The sequence below is a fragment of the Mangrovicoccus sp. HB161399 genome, assembly GCF_013184745.1.
Taxonomy (GTDB): domain Bacteria; phylum Pseudomonadota; class Alphaproteobacteria; order Rhodobacterales; family Rhodobacteraceae; genus Mangrovicoccus.
Genome location: NZ_JAATVU010000017.1, coordinates 44,732 through 60,397, shown reverse-complemented (window position 1 = coordinate 60,397; position 15,666 = coordinate 44,732). Strand labels below are relative to the sequence as shown.

Below are 15,666 nucleotides of genomic sequence, written 5' to 3'. Positions count from 1 at the left end.
GACATCATGGCAGACACGACGACCCCGGATATTGTGTATACGATTGTGGACGAAGCACCGGAGCTGGCCAGCGCCTCGCTTCTTCCGATCATCCGGTCCTTCGCCGAGGCGGCCGGCATCACCGTCGGGACCAAGGACATCTCCCTGGCCGGCCGGATCCTGGCCAACTTCCCGGAATACCTCACCGAAGAGCAGCGCATCCCCGACGATCTGGCCGCGCTCGGCGAGCTGGTGAAGACGCCGACCGCGAACGTGATCAAGCTGCCGAACATCTCGGCTTCGCAGCCGCAGCTCGATGCCGCCATCGCGGAGCTGCAGGCCAAGGGCTATGCCCTGCCCTCCTACCCGGCCGCCCCGTCGACCGACGAGGAGAAATCCGTCCGTGCGCGCTATGACGCGATCAAGGGCTCGGCGGTGAACCCGGTCCTGCGCGAGGGCAACTCCGACCGCCGCGCCGCCGGCGCCGTCAAGGCCTATGCGATGGCCAACCCGCATTCCATGGGCAAGTGGACCGCGGAGTCGGAGACCACCGTCGCCTCGATGCCGGGCGCGGACTTCTTCGCCAACGAGACCTCCGCGACCCTGACCGCCGAGCAGGCCGCCGCAGGTCCCGCCAAGATCGTCTTCACCGCGAAAGACGGTGCCGAGACCGTTCTGAAGGACGGCATCAAGCTGACCGCGGGCGAAGTCGTCGACGCGACCTTCCTGTCGGCCGTTGCGCTGCGCGCCTTCATCAAGGCGGAAATGGAGTCCATGCCCGAGGGCGTGCTGTTCTCCGTCCACCTCAAGGCCACGATGATGAAGGTCTCCGACCCGATCATCTTCGGCCATTTCGTCGCCGTCTGGCTGGAACCCTTCCTGGCCAAGCATGCCGACGTTCTGGGCGGCGTGTCGCCGAACGGCGGGATCGGCTCGATCGAAGCCAAGATCAAGACCCTGCCGAATGCCGACGAGCTCATGGCCGAGCTGAAGGACACCCTTGCGTCGCGCCCGCCGCTCTACATGGTCGACAGCGACCGCGGCATCACCAACCTGCACGTGCCGTCGGACGTCATCATCGACGCCTCCATGCCGGCCGTGATCCGCGCGGGCGGCATCGGCTGGGGTCCGGACGGCAAGGCGGCGGACTGCAAGTGCTGCATCCCCGACAACTGCTACGCGCCGGTCTATGACGAGACCGTCAACTACTTCAAGGCGACCGGCGCGCTCGACCCGACGACCTCGGGCACGGTGCAGAACATCGGCCTGATGGCGCAGAAGGCCGAGGAATACGGCTCCCACCCGACCACCTTCGAGATCCCGGCCGACGGCACCGTGACCTATGTGCTGGGCGACGGCACCGTGCTGCACAGCCACGAGGTCGAGACCGGCGACATCTGGCGCTCCTCGACCGCCAAGAAGGCGCCGATCGAGGACTGGGTGCAGCTGGCCATCGACCGCCAGGCGGCGACCGGCTACCAGGCGATCTTCTGGCTGGACGCGACCCGCGCGCATGATGCCGAGCTGATCAAGTACGTCACCCCGATCCTCGAGGCGAAGGGCGTCGCCGACAAGTTCGTGATCCTTGCGCCGCGCGAGGCGACCCGCCTGACGCTGGAGACCATCCGCAAGGGCGAGAACTCCATCGCGATCACCGGCAACGTTCTGCGCGACTACCTCACCGACCTGTTCCCGATCCTGGAGCTCGGCACCTCGGCGAAGATGCTGTCCATCGTCAAGCTGATGCAGGGCGGCGGCCTGTTCGAGACCGGCGCCGGCGGCTCGGCGCCGAAGCACGTCCAGCAGCTGGTCAAGGAAAACCACCTGCGCTGGGACAGCCTGGGCGAGTTCTGCGCGCTCGGCGAGAGCCTGAACTTCCTGGCCGATGCCAAGGGCAACAAGAAGGCCGCGGTGCTGGGCAAGGCGGTCGATGCCGCGACCCAGGGCGTGCTGCTGAACAACAAGTCGCCGGAGCGGAAAGCGGGCCAGCCCGACAACCGCGACAGCCACTACTGGTTCGCCCGCTACTGGGCCGAAGCCCTTGCCGCGCAGTCCGAGGATGCCGATCTGGCGGCGCATTTCGCGCCGATCGCGGAGGCGCTGGCCGCCAAGGAAGCCGAGATCACCGGCGAGCTGGCCGGGGTCCAGGGCGCCGAGGCGGATCTGGGCGGCTACTACAAGACCGATGCCGCGAAGACCGCCGGGGTCATGCGTCCCAGCGCGGCGCTGAACGCCATCATCGGCTGACAGCCGCAGTGACGGATTGACCAGCGCGCCTCCCGGTTCGGCCGGGGGGCGCGCCTGCATTTCAGCCCCCCGCGGCGAGCCGGATTTCCGGACGCGCAGCGCCGGGCCGCAGCCGCTGCAGGACCGGCGACAGATCCGGCTCCGTGCGCGCGACCATCTGCACCAGCTTGCGGTCCTGCGCGACATAGCGCTCTGCCGCGGCCTCCAGCGCCTCGTTGCGCCGGAAATGCCTCGACTTGCCCCCGTTCACCCGCTCGTCCAGGGGTATCTCCACGCCCGCCGCGGCGAGGCCCTGCTTGAACTGGTCCAGCGTGGCGCAGAAGGCGAGGCGCGACAGCCGCTTGTGCATCTGCGCGGCCGTCAGGCTATCGAGATCGGTCAGCGCCAGGATGTCCCCGGCGCGGGGGGCGAAGAGCATGGCGGACTGGATGTTGAACAACATCCGCGCCTTCGCAAGGCTGTCGAGTGTGAACAGGCGGCGCATGTCGGCCGTGCTGTCCGGGTCGAGCCCCGCCAGGCTGCGCACGAAATCCTTCATCCCGCGCTTCAGCGCCGCGTGCGAATGCAGGTCGATGCCGTGGTTGAAGCGATCGAGCCAGTTGAGATGCGACACCAGCCGGTCCAGCGGGTCGCGCAGCACGGTGAAGATGCGGTAGTGATGCGGCACCCCGGCCGTGCGCAGCGTGGCCATCGGGCTGTGCGCGCTGACGAAGTCATGACCGAGAAAGGACAGCGGGCCGCCCTTGCTGACCGCGTGCTGGACCTCCCGCTCCTGGAAGGTGATGCAGGCATCGGACCCCAGCCGGTCGGCAAACAGCCGGGCGACGAACGAGCCGGCCGTCTTGGGGATGTGCAGGAAGAACAGCCCCCGGTAGTCATGCTGGCCCGGATGTACGGGCAGGTCGGCCAGGTCCGGCACGTCGGTCTCCTCGCTAGGTCACGTTCCGAGACTAGGGGCATTCCGGTTTACGAAGCCTGAAGCCGGGCCGGCTCAGGGCGAGAAGAGACCGGCAATGTCGACATCCGTTCCGTGGCCCTCCAGCCGCACGGCCAGCTTGTCGAAGACCAGCTCGACCCCGCCGCTCCAGGCCCGCACGATCGGCTGCACCGAGACGCCGTCATAGCCGGTCACTTCGAGCCGGTCGGTGCCCAGCTCGAAATCCGCGATCGTGTCGGTCTCGGCCAGGGCCGTGGAATTGAACACGAAGGCATCCGCGCCGCTGCCGCCGCGCAGCTGGTCCGGGCCGGGACCGCCGTTGAGCTCGTCATTGCCGGTGCCGCCGTCGAGCGTGTCCGCCCCGTAGCCGCCCGACAGCCGGTCGTCCTGCGACCCGCCGTGCAGATAGTCGTTGCCGTTGCCGCCCGACAGGCTGTCATTCCCGGCATTGCCCTCCATCGTGTCATTGTCGTCGCCGCCGCCCATCAAGTCGTTCCCCGGCCCGCCCGAGAGCGAGTCGAAGCCGAAGGAGCCGGCAATCGTGTCGTTGCCGTCGCCGCCCAGCACCGTGTCGTTGCCGTAGCCGCCGGTCAGCCCGTCGGAATCCTCCGCCCCGTCGAGATAGTCATGCCCCGGCCCGCCGCGCAGAGCGTCGGCGCCGATCTCGCCGAACAGCCGGTCGTTGCCGTTGCCGCCGCCCAGCAGGTCGCGCCCCGTGCCGCCCATCAGCGTGTCGTTGCCGTCGCCCGCCCCGATCGTGTCGTTGCCGTTCCCGGCCAGGAAATAATCGTTGCCGCCCATGCCGTAGAGCCGGTCGGCCTTGTTGCCGCCATGCAGGGTGTTGCCGATGTCGTCGCCGCGGATCAGGTCCGCGCGGGCGGTGCCGATGATGGTCTCGATCCCGCGCAAAGTGTCGACATTGCCCCAGCTGTCGGTCACCAGCCCGGTCCCCAGATCGGCCGAGATCGGCGAGCTGCCGCCTTCGGCGCCGTAATCCGCAGCGTCGTTGCCCGCGCCGCCGTCGAAGACGTCGCCGCCCTCGTGCCCGGTCAGGGTGTCGTTGCCGTCGCCGCCTTCCAGCGTGTCGGAACCGCTGCGGCCCAGCAGCGTGTCCGCGCCCCCGCCGCCGTTCATCCAGGCCCCGGCGATCGAGGCGCGCATCAGATCGCCGTAGCGCGAGCCCTCGACCATCTCGACCAGCTTCAGCTGGTCCGTGTCGCCATAGGTGTCGATGACGGTCAGCGCCTCGAAATCCACCACGATGCCGCGCCCGCCGGTTTCGGCCGCGTAGGACACGGTGTCCTGGCCGAAGCCGCCGTCGATGGTGTCCGCCCCTGCGCCGCCGCCGAGCAGGTCGAAGCCGAAATTGCCCAGCACGATCTCCGCCCCGCTGCCGCCGAGGATGGTGTCGCCGCCGTCGCCCCCCGCCAGCGTCGCCGCGAAGCTGCCGCCCTGGATCGAGTCGGCGTATTTCGTGCCGGTGAGCCGGGTGATGCCGAAGACCCGGTCGGTGAATCCATGGGTGTCGCGCACGGTCAGGGTCTGCAGGTTGGCGACGATCCCCTGGGTGCCGCCGTCGCTGCCGTAATCGGCCTCGTCATCGCCGCCGCCGCCGTCCAGCGTGTCGTTCCCGGCCCCGCCGGTCAGCGAATCCTGGCCGATGCCGCCGTTGATGTAGTCCGCGCCGCCGAAGCCCCAGATGTGGTTGTCCCCGGCGTCGCCGGTGAGCCGGTCGTTGCGCCAGCTGCCCTGGATGTCCTCGAACTCGCCGACGCTGTCGGTGTTGCCGTAGGAGTCGGTGGCGGTCCCGGCGGTGAGGTTGACGGTGACGCCGCGGGTGCCGGTATCGTCGAGATAGCTCAGCGTGTCGCGGCCGATGCCGCCCTGCAGCGTGTCATCGCCCGCGCCGCCCGCGACGATGTCATTTCCGGCATTGCCGGAAATCATGTCGTTGCCGCCCTTGCCGTTGAGCGTGTCGTTGCCCTGACCGGCCAGGAAGACCTCCGCCGCGTCGGTGCCCAGCACCTGGTCGTCCTCGGTTTCCGCGGCGGTGGCCAGCGCCGCGAGGTCCAGCGCCTGCCCCGCCGCCAGATCGCCCGAGGGCCGCGCATAGCTGGCCTGGTCGATCTGCGTCAGCATGAAGCGGGCGAAATAGCCGATGGTGGGGATCGGCGGCAGCTCGTCGCCGCCGAGATGGAACACCGCGAAGACGCTGCGCCCGGAGGCCGGGCCGGCCAGGTCGGCGCCCTCGATCAGCCGCGACAGCACCGTGCTGCGCCGGGTAACGCCGTTGGCGTCCCATTCCAGCGCGAAGACCTCGTCGCTGGAGGACAGGGCATAGCCCGAGATCGACAGGTCGCCGGTGATCGCGGTTCCGGCCGCCAGCGGCGTGGACAGCGCGGCCGACAGGCTCCCCGAGGCGAGGTAGTCATAGCGCAGCGTGGGCGCGCGGCCCTCGAACCAGGTGAAGTCCATGCGGGCATCGGCGACCGACAGGACGGTGTCGGCGACGGTGTCGAAAACGGCAGCGAAACCGGACAGGCTGTAGGTCGTCATCGCATATCCCCGGAACTCGGCACCGGGGATACGCGATCCTGGTTAATGGCGCCTTGTCAGCCGGCCTGGAACTGCTGTTCCAGCCCCATCAGCGCATAGGTGATCTGGGCGGCCGTGAATTCCGAGACCCGGCTGTTTTCCTCCGGCGCCAGCTCGACCACGTCGATGCCGACGATCTGCCGCCCGGCACACAGCCGCTCCAGCAGGTGGATTGCCTGCCAGAAGCCCAGGCCGCCCGGAACCGGCGTGCCGGTGGCGGGCATGACTGCCGGGTCGAGCCCGTCGACATCGAAGCTGACATAGATCTTGCGCGGGAAATCCTCGGGCAGGACCGGGTCCTCGCCGCGCGCAAGCGCCTCGCCGTCGCAATGCACCACGCCCAGCCGCTTGCGCGCCTCGGCTTCCTCGGTGCAGAGCGCGCGCACGCCGTATTGCGCCAGCGCGATGCCGTCCTCCTCGGCCAGCAGCCGCATCACCGAGGCGTGGCTGTGGCGCTCGCCCTGGTAGTCGTGGCGCAGGTCGGCATGGGCGTCGATCTGGACGATGCCGACCGGGCCGTCGCTCGCGGAGACCACGCCGCGCACCGCGCCGTAGCTCAGCGAATGCTCGCCGCCCAGAACCACCGGCACGGCGCCCGCCTCGACGGCGGCGCGGGTGCGCTCGGCAATGCGCTGCATCACCAGGTGCAAGGGCCCGTCGCACGGCACCGGACCCTCGGTCGCGATCCCGGCCATGCAGGGCTCCGCGCCGCGCCAGAGCCGCTCCAGCTCCACCGAGGCATCCAGAATCGCCTGCGGTCCGCCGGCCGTGCCCGAGCCGTAGGACACCGTGCGCTCCAGCGGCACCGGGATCACCCGGAAGCGCGCGGTCGCGGGGTTGAGTTCGTCTGCAGAGAGTTCGCCGTCGAGAAAGGTCATAGCCGCCCCAGGAAGTCCTGATATCCGAAGTCGCGCACCATGGTCAGTGCATCCGTGTCCGAGTTCCACAGCGCGATCGCGGGCAGCGGAACCCCGTTGAAGGTGTTGGTCTTCACCATCGAATAGATCGCCTGGTCGAGGAAGGCGAAGCGGTCGCCGACCTGCCAGGGCGTGCCGGGGCGGTAGTCGCCGATCACGTCGCCCGCAAGGCAGGAAGGACCGCCCAGCCGCACCGGCGCGCCGGTCTCGGCCTCGCCCAGCAGCTTCGGCCGGTAGGGCGCCTCGATCACGTCGGGCATGTGGCAGGTCGCCGAGATGTCGGTGATCGCCAGCGGCATGGAATTTTCGGTGAGGTCGAGGATCTCGCCCACCAGGATGCCGGCATGCAGCGCCACCGCCTCGCCCGGCTCCAGATAGACCTCGATGCCGTATTTCGCGCGGATGCCCTTCACGAATTCGATCAGGCCCGCACGGTCGTAGTCCGGCATGGTGATGTGGTGGCCGCCGCCCAGGTTCAGCCATTTGAGCTGGGGCAGCCAGCCTGCGATCTTCGGCTCCACCGCCGCCCAGGTGCGCTCCAGCGGCTCGAAGCCCTGTTCGCACAGCGTGTGCATGTGCAGGCCCTCGAGCCCCTCCATGTCGGCATCGGTTAGCTGCGACACCGGCGCGCCGAGGCGCGAGCAGGGCGCCGCCGGGTCGTACTTGTCGGTCCAGCCCTCGGAATGCTCGGGGTTGATCCGCAGGCCCGGGCTCGCCGTGCCCTCCGCCACGATGTCCCGGAAGCGGCGGAACTGGCCCGGAGAGTTGAAGATCACGTGGTCCGAGATCTTGGCGATCGCCTTCAGGTCCTCGGCCTTGTAGCCCGCGTTGAATGTCGCGACATGGCCGCCGAAGACCTCGCGGCCGAGCCGCGCCTCGAAGATGCCGCTGGCGGCGGTGCCGGAAAGGTACTTCATCACGACCGGCGCGACGGCGGGCATCGAGAAGGCCTTCAGCGCGGCGAAAATCTGCGCGCCGGAGGCCTCGGCCACCTCGGCGAGGATGCGGCAGTTCCGGGCGATGGCGGCCTCGTCCACCACGAAACAGGGCGACGGCACGCGGCCCAGGTCGAACCGGGCAAAACGCTCGGCGGCGTCGGCTTCGATATCAAGGGGCTCGGTCACGGCGGTCTCCTCAGGTCTCGGGGCACAGATGCGGCCAAGCCCGGCGCAGGGCAAGGGCAAATCCGGGGCCGCCCGAAAATTCGGCAGCCCGCCCGGAATGGCGGCAGCCGGCGGGGCGCGAGCCCGTGCGGCAGGTCGGCGCGACGGCGCGCGCGGCCCGGCTTCGCGCTATCCTGCCCCCGAACCGCCGGCTAGGCTCGCCCGGCAGGCGGCATGCGGGGGGCGATGATCAGGGTCGAGAAAAGCGATGAGCTCCGGGTGCTGGCCCGCGAGCCGGCCGGCCCCGGCCAGCGGCGCGTCCTGCTGTCCTTCACCGGAATCGGCAACCAGATGGGCGGGATGGACGTGCAGGAGCCGGAATTCTTTTCGGCCGGCAATGCCTTCGACAACATTCTGTTCATCAGCGACCTGAAGCGCAGCTGGGGCAACGCGTATGATTTCGCGGCAATGTGCGCCCGGCTCTCCCCCTATCTGGAGGGGCGCGAGATCTACGCGCTCGGCAATTCCATGGGCGGCTTCCTCGCCATCCTCGCGGCCGCGCACCTGCCGGTCGCGGCGGTTGCCGCCTTCGTGCCGCAATTCAGCGTCGCGCCGCATGTCGTCCCGGAAGAGACCCGCTGGCAGGACTATGTCCGCGGCATCGGCGAATGGCGGGTGCCCTCGCTGGAGGGCTGCTTCAACGCCACCACGCGCTACCACGTCTTCTCCGGAAATTCCGAGGAGGAGCGCATCCATTCCGGCCGCTTCCCGGTGCAGCCCAACCTGTTCCACGCCGTGCCGCGCTGGTCCGGCCACACGCTGGCGAAGAAGCTGAAGGACCGCGGCGTGCTGCGCGACGTGATCGCGGAAGCCTGGGAGGGCAGCCTCACCGGCCCGCGCCTGGCGCGGATGGCGGGCTGCCGGGTCGAGATGCTGTCGGGCGGACCTCCCGCGCCAGGCGGCAGGCAGGCGCTGGAAGGCTGAGGCCGCCGGTCAGGCGCCCGCTGTCGCGGCCAGCGCCTCGGCCTCGTTATAGGCCAGTTCCATCGTGGCGACCTGCACGGTCTCGACCAGCGCGGCCATCAGGTCGTCGCGGCTCAGACGTCCCGCCGCATGGTCGGAAATGCACTGTCCCGCGCAGTCCAGCAACGCCTCCAGGTTCATCAGGATCTCGCCGGTCATGCGCCGCTCGCGGATCAGGTGCTCCAGCAGCATGGCCGGGCGCGCCGATGCGCCGAAACCGGCAAATGGAGCCTCCGCACCGTCGAGCTCGGACAGGAGCACCTGGGACAGGGAGGTATGGGGCATGGCTGGCTCCGCAGGTCTGGCGTCGTTTAGGAAAATGATAACCTCTTTTTCCGCAACTGCCACGCCCCCGGCGCGGAAATCCTGCGGCAGGGTTAACGCGCCGCCGGGATTGGCACGCCGCCTGCTTGGACCTATCCGGGACAACCCCGGTCTCCCTGCGGGACCCTGCCAAAGGAAAGGATTCTACCCATGGCCATGGAAATCGTCGCCGATCTCTGCACCTCTTGCGGGGATTGCGAGCCCGTCTGCCCGACCGGCGCCATCATTCCGAAGAAGGGCGTGTTCTTCATCAAGGCCGAAGTCTGCACCGAATGCGAGCCGGATCACGACATGCCGCAATGCCTCAGCGTCTGCATGGAAGACGGCTGCATCATTCCGGCCGAATGAGCCGCGAGGATTGCGGCGGCCCGCGGCTGCGCCAGACCCTCGGCGTGGTCGCGGTCGGCGAGGGCTATGCCGTGCTCGCCGCGGACCGCGCCTCCGGCTGCGCCGCCTGCAGCGCCCGTTCGGGCTGCGGGGCGGGCGCGCTGGCGGAAATGACCGGCGGGCGGCAGATCCTGCGCCTGCCCAACGCGCTGCCTCTGGCGCCCGGCGACCAGGTGGTGGTGTCGATGGAAAGCGGCGCCTTCCTCGGCGCAGCGCTGCGCGCCTACCTGCTGCCGCCGCTCGCGCTCGCGGCCACGGCCGCGGTTTCGGCGGCGGCCGGGCTGCCGGATCTGGCCACGGCCGCGCTCTGCCTGCCCGCCCTGGGGCTGGCGCTGCTGCCGCTCTGGGCGGCCGAGCGCCGCGGCCGTCTCGGCGGCAGCCTGCGGATCGAGGAACGCGTGGCGGACGGGGCGGCATGATCCGCCGCCTCCTCCTTCCGGCGGGGCTGGCGCTCTGCCTGTGCCTCGGCCTGTGGGCCCGGCAGGCGCTAGTGCCGCGGATCCAGAGCGAAACGCTCTATGTCTTCGGCACGCTTGTCGAAGTCGAGATCGAGGGCGTGTCCGACCGCCGGGCCTCGGAAGCCATGGCCGCGCTCGGGCAGCTTTTCCGCCGCCTCCACCGCGACTGGCATGCCTGGCGGCCCGGCGAACTCGGCCGGCTGAACCAGGCCATCGCCCGCGGAGACAGCTTCGAGTCCAGTCCGGGCCTGGCCGCCCTGCTGGCGGAGGGCCAAGAGCTTTCCTCGGAAAGCGGCGGGCTGTTCGATCCCGGCATCGGCGCGATGATCGGGCTCTGGGGTTTCCATGCCGACCTGCCGCCCGAGGGCCCGCCCCCGCCCGACGCCGAGATCGAGGCGCTGGCCGCGCGCCATCCCTCGATCGCCGTCCTGCAGATCGACGGCACCCGGATCAGTTCGCCGAACCCGGCGGTGCAGCTCGATCTCGGCGGGTTCGCCAAGGGCGCGGCGCTCGATCTGGCCGCGGAGGAACTGCGCCGCCGCGGCATCTCCAACGCCGTGCTGAATGCCGGCGGCGACGTCAACGTGCTGGGCCGCAAGGGCGCGCGCCCCTGGCGCGTCGCGATCCGCAGCCCCTTCGACTGGGGCGCGGTCGCCGCGCTCGACGTGCAGCCCGGCGAGATGGTCTATACTTCCGGCAATTACGAGCGCTTCCTCGACCAGGACGGCATCCGCTTCTCGCACATCCTCGACCCGCGCAGCGGCCGTCCGGTGCAGGGCATCGTCTCGGCCACCGTTCTGGCCCGCAACGGCGCGCTGGCCGATGCCGCCGCCACCGCGCTGTCCGTCGCCGGGCCTGCGCACTGGCAGGACACCGCGCGGGCCATGGGCATCGACGCGGCGCTGCTGATCGACGACCGGGGCCGGATCTCCATGACCCCGGCCATGGCCGCCCGCGTGCAGCTGCTGGAACCGGCGCCGGTCGAGATCGCCGGGCTCGGCCCGCAATGACCGCGACAGGCCCTGTCGGATTCCCGACAATTGTCGGGCCGGCCTTGGCCCGGCCCCGCGCTGCCGGGTCTGGCACGCTGCCTGCTCGGGCCACTGCGACCCCGCTTTTCCCACCCGCCGACAAGAGGCTGCCATGACCCCAGTGACCCGCCGCCGCTTCCTGATGCAGACCGGTTCCGCCGCCGCCGCGCTGGCCGCCGGAGGCATCGCCGCCCGCCGCGCCGATGCCGCGCGCATCCTGGTGCTGGGCGCCGGGCCGGCCGGCATTGCCGCCGCTCAGGCCCTGCGCGCTGCCGATCCGCGCCTGTCGGTGACGCTGGTGGAGCGCGATCCAGCGCGCCTGGCCCGCAGTCCCCGCCCGGCAGGCCCCTTCCTGCCCCCTGCCCCCACGGTCGATGCCGCGGATCTGGCGGCGCAGGAGATCGGCCTGCTGGTCGACGACGTCGCCGGCGTGGACTGGCAGGCCGGCCGGCTGGAGCTGTTTAGCGGCCGCCGCGAGGCCTTCGACCGGCTGGTGATGGCGCCCGGCACGGCCCCGGCGGAGGAGCGGATCGAGGGCCATGGCGCCCGCGCCCGCCACGCCTGGCCCGCTGCCTGGGGCAGCGCCGCAGAGGCCCGCCGCCTCGCCGCGCAGATCGCGGCCATGCCCGACGGCGGCCGGCTGGTGCTGCGCCTTCCCGCGGTGCTGGCCCATGACCCCGCGCTGGTCGCGGCGCGCGCGGCCTCACTCGCCGCAATGCTCGCCCGCCAGCACCCCGCGGCCAACCTGACCGTGCTCGACGCGACCCTGGACGGGACCGTCCGGCAGAGCTTTGCAGTCCGTGCGGGCGACGCGCTGGCCGGGCGCACCGACTGGCGCGGCAGCGGCGAAGGCGGCACCGTGCTCTGGACGGATGCGGATGCGGGCGAGATCGGGACCTCCGCCGGGACGCTGCATGCCGATGTGGTGAACTTCCTGCCCGCGCTCGGCGCGGGAACCGCCGCCCGCCTCGCGGGCCTTGCCGATGCCAGCCTCTGGTGTCCGGTGGACGCGGCCGGCCGCTCCGCCCTGCGGGAAGGCGCGGTGGTGATCGGCGATGCCCGCAAGGGCGTCCTGCGCGGGACGGCGTCAGCGGCCGAAGCCGGGCGCAGCGCGGCTGCTGCCATCGCCGCCTGATCTGACCCTTGGACAAGGGCCCGCGCGTCCCCCGGGACGCGCCCGGCCGCTGCGGGCTCGATGCCCGCGGCGGCCGGTCTTTCTCCGGGCAGTCAGAACGCTGCCGGGGCGTCCAGCTCCACCACCTGCCAGGGCAGGCCGTGCTTGTTCAGCATGTCCATGTAGTGGTCGGGATCGAGCTGCTCCATGTTCCACACGCCGGGCTCCTTCCAGTTGCCCAGCAGCACCTGCGCCGCGCCGATCATCGCCGGAACGCCGGTCGTGTAGGCCACGGCCTGGCTGCCGACCTCGGCATAGCATTCCTCGTGGTCGCAGATGTTGTAGATGTAGAAGGTCTTCTCGCCCGACCCGTCCTTCGCCGGACCGGTGGCGATGTCGCCGATGCAGGTCTTGCCGACGGTCTTCGCGCCCAGGTCGCCCGGGTTCGGCAGAACGGTCTTCAGGAACTGCAGCGGGATGATCTCGACGCCGTTGTGCATCACCGGCTCGATCGAGGTCATGCCCACGTTCTCCAGAACGGTGACGTGGTTGATATAGGCGTCGCCGAAGGTCATCCAGAACCGCGCCCGCTCGATCTCGGGGTTGTGGGTCGACAGCGACTCCAGCTCCTCATGATACATCAGGTACATGTTCTTCATCCCCACGCCGGGGAAGTCGAAGGCCACCTTGGTGGTCATCGCCGGGCTCTCGATCCATTCGCCGCCTTCCCAGTGGCGCGCGGGCGCGGTCACTTCGCGGATGTTGATCTCCGGGTTGAAGTTCGTCGCGAAGGGAAGGCCGTTGTCGCCGCCGTTGCAGTCGAGGATGTCGAGCACGCGGATGGCGTCGAGCTTGTGCTTCTTCAGCCAGGTCGCATAGACCGAGGTCACGCCCGGATCGAAGCCCGAACCGAGGATCGCCGTCAGACCCGCGGCCTTGAACTTGTCCTGATAGGCCCATTGCCAGCTGTATTCGAACTTGGCCTCGTCCTCGGGCTCGTAATTCGCCGTATCAAGATAGTTCACCCCGGCCTCGAGGCAGGCATCCATCAGCGCCAGGTCCTGGTAGGGCAGCGCGAGATTCACCACCAGCTCCGCGCCGGTCTGGCGGATCAGCGCGGCGGTCGCCGCCACGTCCATCGCGTCGATGCCGTAGGTCGCGATCTCCGCGCCGGTGCGCGTCTTCACTTCGGCGGCGATGTCGTCGCATTTGGATTTCGTGCGGCTGGCCAGATGGATCTCGGTGAAGATCTCCGGATTCATCGCCATCTTGTGCACGGCGACCGAGCTGACGCCGCCGGCACCGACGACCAGAACCTTGCCCATGTCTTTGTCCTTTCCAGTGAAGTGGATCGTTCCGTCATCGCGCGTTGCCGCGCGAGTTTCAACTTTGCGGTGATGGCACGGCGGCGATGACAGTCCGGTGACAGCGGCCCCCGGACCGCCGCCGCGGGCCCTCACTCGAAATAGGTATAGCCGCCCAGGCTGTCCTTGTAGGCCGCGATCAGCGCCTTGCGCTCGGCCGAGTTCACCGTGCCGCGGGCCACCGCGCGCTCCACCGTCTTGCGGAAGGCGGCGAGGATGTCGCCCGGATCGTATTCGACATAGCTCAGCACCTCGGCGATCGTGTCGCCCTCGGTCTCGTGCTCGATGTTGAACCCGCCGTCGCCGGTCAGGCTGATCGTCACGACATTGGCGTCGCCGAACAGGTTGTGCAGGTCGCCCAGGGTCTCCTGGTAGGCGCCGACGAAGAACACGCCGATATGGTAGGGCTTGTCCTCTTCGAGGTCATGCACCGGCAGGGACTTGTGGATGCCGTCGCCGAGGATGAAGCTGTCGATCTTGCCGTCGCTGTCGCAGGTGATGTCGGTCAGCACCGCGCGGCGCGTCGGCGTCTCGTCGAGCCGCTGCAGCGGCATCACCGGATGCAGCTGGTCGATCGCCCAGACATCGGGCAGCGACTGGAACAGCGAGAAGTTGCAGTGGTAGTAGTCGACGAAGCCTTCCAGCGCCTCCGACAGGGCTTCGCCCGCGCCGTTCTCCTGGATCACGGTATGGATGCGCTTGAGGATGTAGAGGAAGCAGCGCTCGGCGGTGGCGAGCTGGCCGATATCCATCTGGCCGCGGCGGAACAGCGCCCGGATCTCGTCGCGGTAGTAGACCGCGTCGTTGAAGCATTCCTGCAGCCGGCCCGGCTTCACATAGTCCTCGATCGCCACCATGTCATGCAGGAAATGGTGCTCGTTCTCGGTCAGGTCGGGGCGCTGCGGCACGCCGTAGAGCGTCGCGTCGAGCACGTCGAAGATCAGCATGGAGCTCAGCGCCACCACGTAGCGGCCGGATTCCGTCACCAGCGTCGGATGCGGGTGCCCCGCCTCGTCCATCGCGTAGCCGACGGTTTCCACGATCGCGGCGGCGTATTCGTCCACCGTGTAGTTGACCGAGTTCTCGCTGGCGCGCTTCTCCCCGGTATAGTCGACGCCGAGCCCGCCGCCCATGTCGAGGAAGGCCAGCGGCGCGCCGAGCCGGCGCAGCTCCGCGTAGAAGCGGCAGGCCTCGGTCACGGTGCGGCGCACGTCGATCACGTTCGGCACCTGGCTGCCCAGGTGGTTGTGCTGCAGCACAAGGCAGTCGAGGAAGCCGGTCGCCTTCATCCGCTCGACCAGCGTCACGATCTGGTCGGCGCCGATGCCGAAAGACGACCGGTCGCCCGAGGAGGACGCCCATTTGCCGGTGACGACCTGGGTCAGCTTGACCCGCACGCCCAGCATCGGGCGGATGCCCAGGTCTTCCGAGACGCGCTTGACGATCTCGAATTCCTTCAGGCTCTCCAGCACGATCACGGTGCGGAAGCCCAGCCGCAGGCTGAGGATCGCCAGCCGGATGAATTCGTCATCCTTGATGCCGTTGCAGATGATCAGGCTGTCCTGCGCAAGCGGCTGGGCCAGCGCCACGATCAGCTCCGGCTTCGAGCCGGCCTCCAGGCCGTAATTATACTGCCGCCCGCTTTCGACCAGGCGCCCGACCACCTCGGCCTGCTGGTTGACCTTGATCGGGAAGACGCCGCGGTAGTCGCCGCGGTACTCGTTGGCCGCGATCGCGCCCTGGAAGGCCTCGTTCAGGCGGCGCAGGCCGATTTCCAGGAAGGACTCGATCCTCAGCAGGATCGGCGTGGCGATGCCGCGCTCGTTCAGCCCCTCGATGATCGACGGCAGCGAGACCGGAACCGACTGGCCCTCAGGCGCCGGATCGGCCACCGCGAGGTCGCCATTGGGCAGGACATGGACCAGCCCCTGGCCCCAGGCGCTGACGCCGTAGAGGTCGGTTGCGGTCGAAGCTGTCTGCTGGTCTTCCATTGGAGACTCCCCGATGCCTGTGAACTTGGCGCACGCCATACTTCATTCTCCTGACAACACAAGGGAAGGTTAAGAGTTTCCGGCAAATCGCCGCCCCGCCGGACCGGCGGATGCGGGCGGGCCAATTGTCCGAATGCCTGGCCGATTTCGTCCCTTCCCGGGGCGGCGTGCAGAAATCGGAGCGGCACGCCCGTCC

General features: G+C 69.4%; 13 protein-coding genes. 6 read left to right on the top strand and 7 right to left on the bottom strand.

Annotated features, from left to right (window positions below):
- Window positions 1-6 precede the first annotated feature (6 nt).
- Window positions 7-2,226 carry an NADP-dependent isocitrate dehydrogenase gene (locus HCC78_RS11960; RefSeq protein ID WP_172329009.1) on the top strand — a complete coding sequence of 740 codons (2,220 nt, stop codon included), beginning with the start codon at window positions 7-9 and terminating at the stop codon, window positions 2,224-2,226.
- Window positions 2,227-2,287: 61 nt separating this feature from the next.
- Here HCC78_RS11960 and HCC78_RS11955 read toward each other — a convergent pair whose 3' ends face one another.
- From HCC78_RS11955 to HCC78_RS11940, 4 genes are all read right to left on the bottom strand, one after another.
- Window positions 2,288-3,145: a sulfotransferase family 2 domain-containing protein gene (locus HCC78_RS11955; protein ID WP_172329008.1), complete on the bottom strand. Its 858-nt coding sequence runs from the start codon at window positions 3,143-3,145 to the stop codon at window positions 2,288-2,290.
- 72 nt (window positions 3,146-3,217) lie between these two features.
- On the bottom strand, window positions 3,218-5,719 hold the full coding sequence (locus HCC78_RS11950; protein ID WP_172329007.1) for a calcium-binding protein: 2,502 nt from the start codon (window positions 5,717-5,719) through the stop codon (window positions 3,218-3,220).
- A gap of 56 nt (window positions 5,720-5,775) precedes the next feature.
- The gene (speB, locus tag HCC78_RS11945; protein WP_172329006.1) at window positions 5,776-6,636 is read right to left on the bottom strand and encodes an agmatinase; all 861 of its coding nucleotides are present in this window, start codon (window positions 6,634-6,636) and stop codon (window positions 5,776-5,778) included.
- A complete protein-coding gene (locus tag HCC78_RS11940; RefSeq protein WP_172329005.1) occupies window positions 6,633-7,799 on the bottom strand; it encodes a carboxynorspermidine decarboxylase in 1,167 nt (388 codons plus the stop codon). Before HCC78_RS11940 ends, speB begins: the two co-directional genes overlap by 4 nt.
- 225 nt (window positions 7,800-8,024) lie before the next feature.
- Here HCC78_RS11940 and HCC78_RS11935 point away from each other — a divergent pair, with 225 nt between their 5' ends.
- Complete coding sequence (locus HCC78_RS11935; protein ID WP_172329004.1) at window positions 8,025-8,762, top strand: hypothetical protein; 738 nt, start codon at window positions 8,025-8,027, stop codon at window positions 8,760-8,762.
- Window positions 8,763-8,771: 9 nt separating this feature from the next.
- Here HCC78_RS11935 and HCC78_RS11930 read toward each other — a convergent pair whose 3' ends face one another.
- Window positions 8,772-9,086: a hypothetical protein gene (locus HCC78_RS11930; RefSeq protein ID WP_172329003.1), complete on the bottom strand. Its 315-nt coding sequence runs from the start codon at window positions 9,084-9,086 to the stop codon at window positions 8,772-8,774.
- Window positions 9,087-9,275: 189 nt separating this feature from the next.
- On the opposite strand from HCC78_RS11930, the gene HCC78_RS11925 reads away from it, so the two are divergent.
- The 4 genes from HCC78_RS11925 (at window position 9,276) to HCC78_RS11910 (ending at window position 12,136) form a co-directional block, all read left to right on the top strand.
- Complete coding sequence (locus tag HCC78_RS11925; protein WP_172329002.1) at window positions 9,276-9,473, top strand: 4Fe-4S binding protein; 198 nt, start codon at window positions 9,276-9,278, stop codon at window positions 9,471-9,473.
- Complete coding sequence (locus HCC78_RS11920) at window positions 9,470-9,931, top strand: SoxR reducing system RseC family protein (RefSeq protein WP_172329001.1); 462 nt, start codon at window positions 9,470-9,472, stop codon at window positions 9,929-9,931. The genes HCC78_RS11925 and HCC78_RS11920 overlap by 4 nt, the downstream gene beginning before the upstream one ends.
- Window positions 9,928-10,980, top strand: a complete 1,053-nt coding sequence (locus tag HCC78_RS11915) for an FAD:protein FMN transferase (RefSeq protein WP_172329000.1) — start codon at window positions 9,928-9,930, stop codon at window positions 10,978-10,980. Before HCC78_RS11920 ends, HCC78_RS11915 begins: the two co-directional genes overlap by 4 nt.
- Window positions 10,981-11,113: 133 nt before the next feature.
- Window positions 11,114-12,136 (top strand): FAD-dependent oxidoreductase, encoded by a 1,023-nt coding sequence (locus HCC78_RS11910; RefSeq protein ID WP_172328999.1) that lies wholly within the window; start codon window positions 11,114-11,116, stop codon window positions 12,134-12,136.
- Between the two features lie 92 nt (window positions 12,137-12,228).
- Here the strand turns inward: HCC78_RS11910 and HCC78_RS11905 are convergent, their stop codons facing one another.
- Complete coding sequence (locus HCC78_RS11905) at window positions 12,229-13,440, bottom strand: saccharopine dehydrogenase family protein (RefSeq protein WP_172328998.1); 1,212 nt, start codon at window positions 13,438-13,440, stop codon at window positions 12,229-12,231.
- A 131-nt stretch (window positions 13,441-13,571) separates the two neighbouring features.
- Window positions 13,572-15,470 (bottom strand): biosynthetic arginine decarboxylase, encoded by a 1,899-nt coding sequence (speA, locus tag HCC78_RS11900; RefSeq protein ID WP_172328997.1) that lies wholly within the window; start codon window positions 15,468-15,470, stop codon window positions 13,572-13,574.
- Between the last annotated feature and the right edge of the window lie 196 nt (window positions 15,471-15,666).

Coding starts and splice junctions, on each gene's coding strand:
- HCC78_RS11960 (WP_172329009.1), top strand. CDS start 7: ATGGCAGACACGACGACCCCGGATATTGTGTATACGATTGTGGACGAA.
- HCC78_RS11950 (WP_172329007.1), bottom strand. CDS start 5,719: ATGACGACCTACAGCCTGTCCGGTTTCGCTGCCGTTTTCGACACCGTC.
- speB (WP_172329006.1), bottom strand. CDS start 6,636: ATGACCTTTCTCGACGGCGAACTCTCTGCAGACGAACTCAACCCCGCG.
- HCC78_RS11935 (WP_172329004.1), top strand. CDS start 8,025: ATGATCAGGGTCGAGAAAAGCGATGAGCTCCGGGTGCTGGCCCGCGAG.
- HCC78_RS11930 (WP_172329003.1), bottom strand. CDS start 9,086: ATGCCCCATACCTCCCTGTCCCAGGTGCTCCTGTCCGAGCTCGACGGT.
- HCC78_RS11925 (WP_172329002.1), top strand. CDS start 9,276: ATGGCCATGGAAATCGTCGCCGATCTCTGCACCTCTTGCGGGGATTGC.
- HCC78_RS11920 (WP_172329001.1), top strand. CDS start 9,470: ATGAGCCGCGAGGATTGCGGCGGCCCGCGGCTGCGCCAGACCCTCGGC.
- HCC78_RS11915 (WP_172329000.1), top strand. CDS start 9,928: ATGATCCGCCGCCTCCTCCTTCCGGCGGGGCTGGCGCTCTGCCTGTGC.
- HCC78_RS11910 (WP_172328999.1), top strand. CDS start 11,114: ATGACCCCAGTGACCCGCCGCCGCTTCCTGATGCAGACCGGTTCCGCC.
- HCC78_RS11905 (WP_172328998.1), bottom strand. CDS start 13,440: ATGGGCAAGGTTCTGGTCGTCGGTGCCGGCGGCGTCAGCTCGGTCGCC.
- speA (WP_172328997.1), bottom strand. CDS start 15,470: ATGGAAGACCAGCAGACAGCTTCGACCGCAACCGACCTCTACGGCGTC.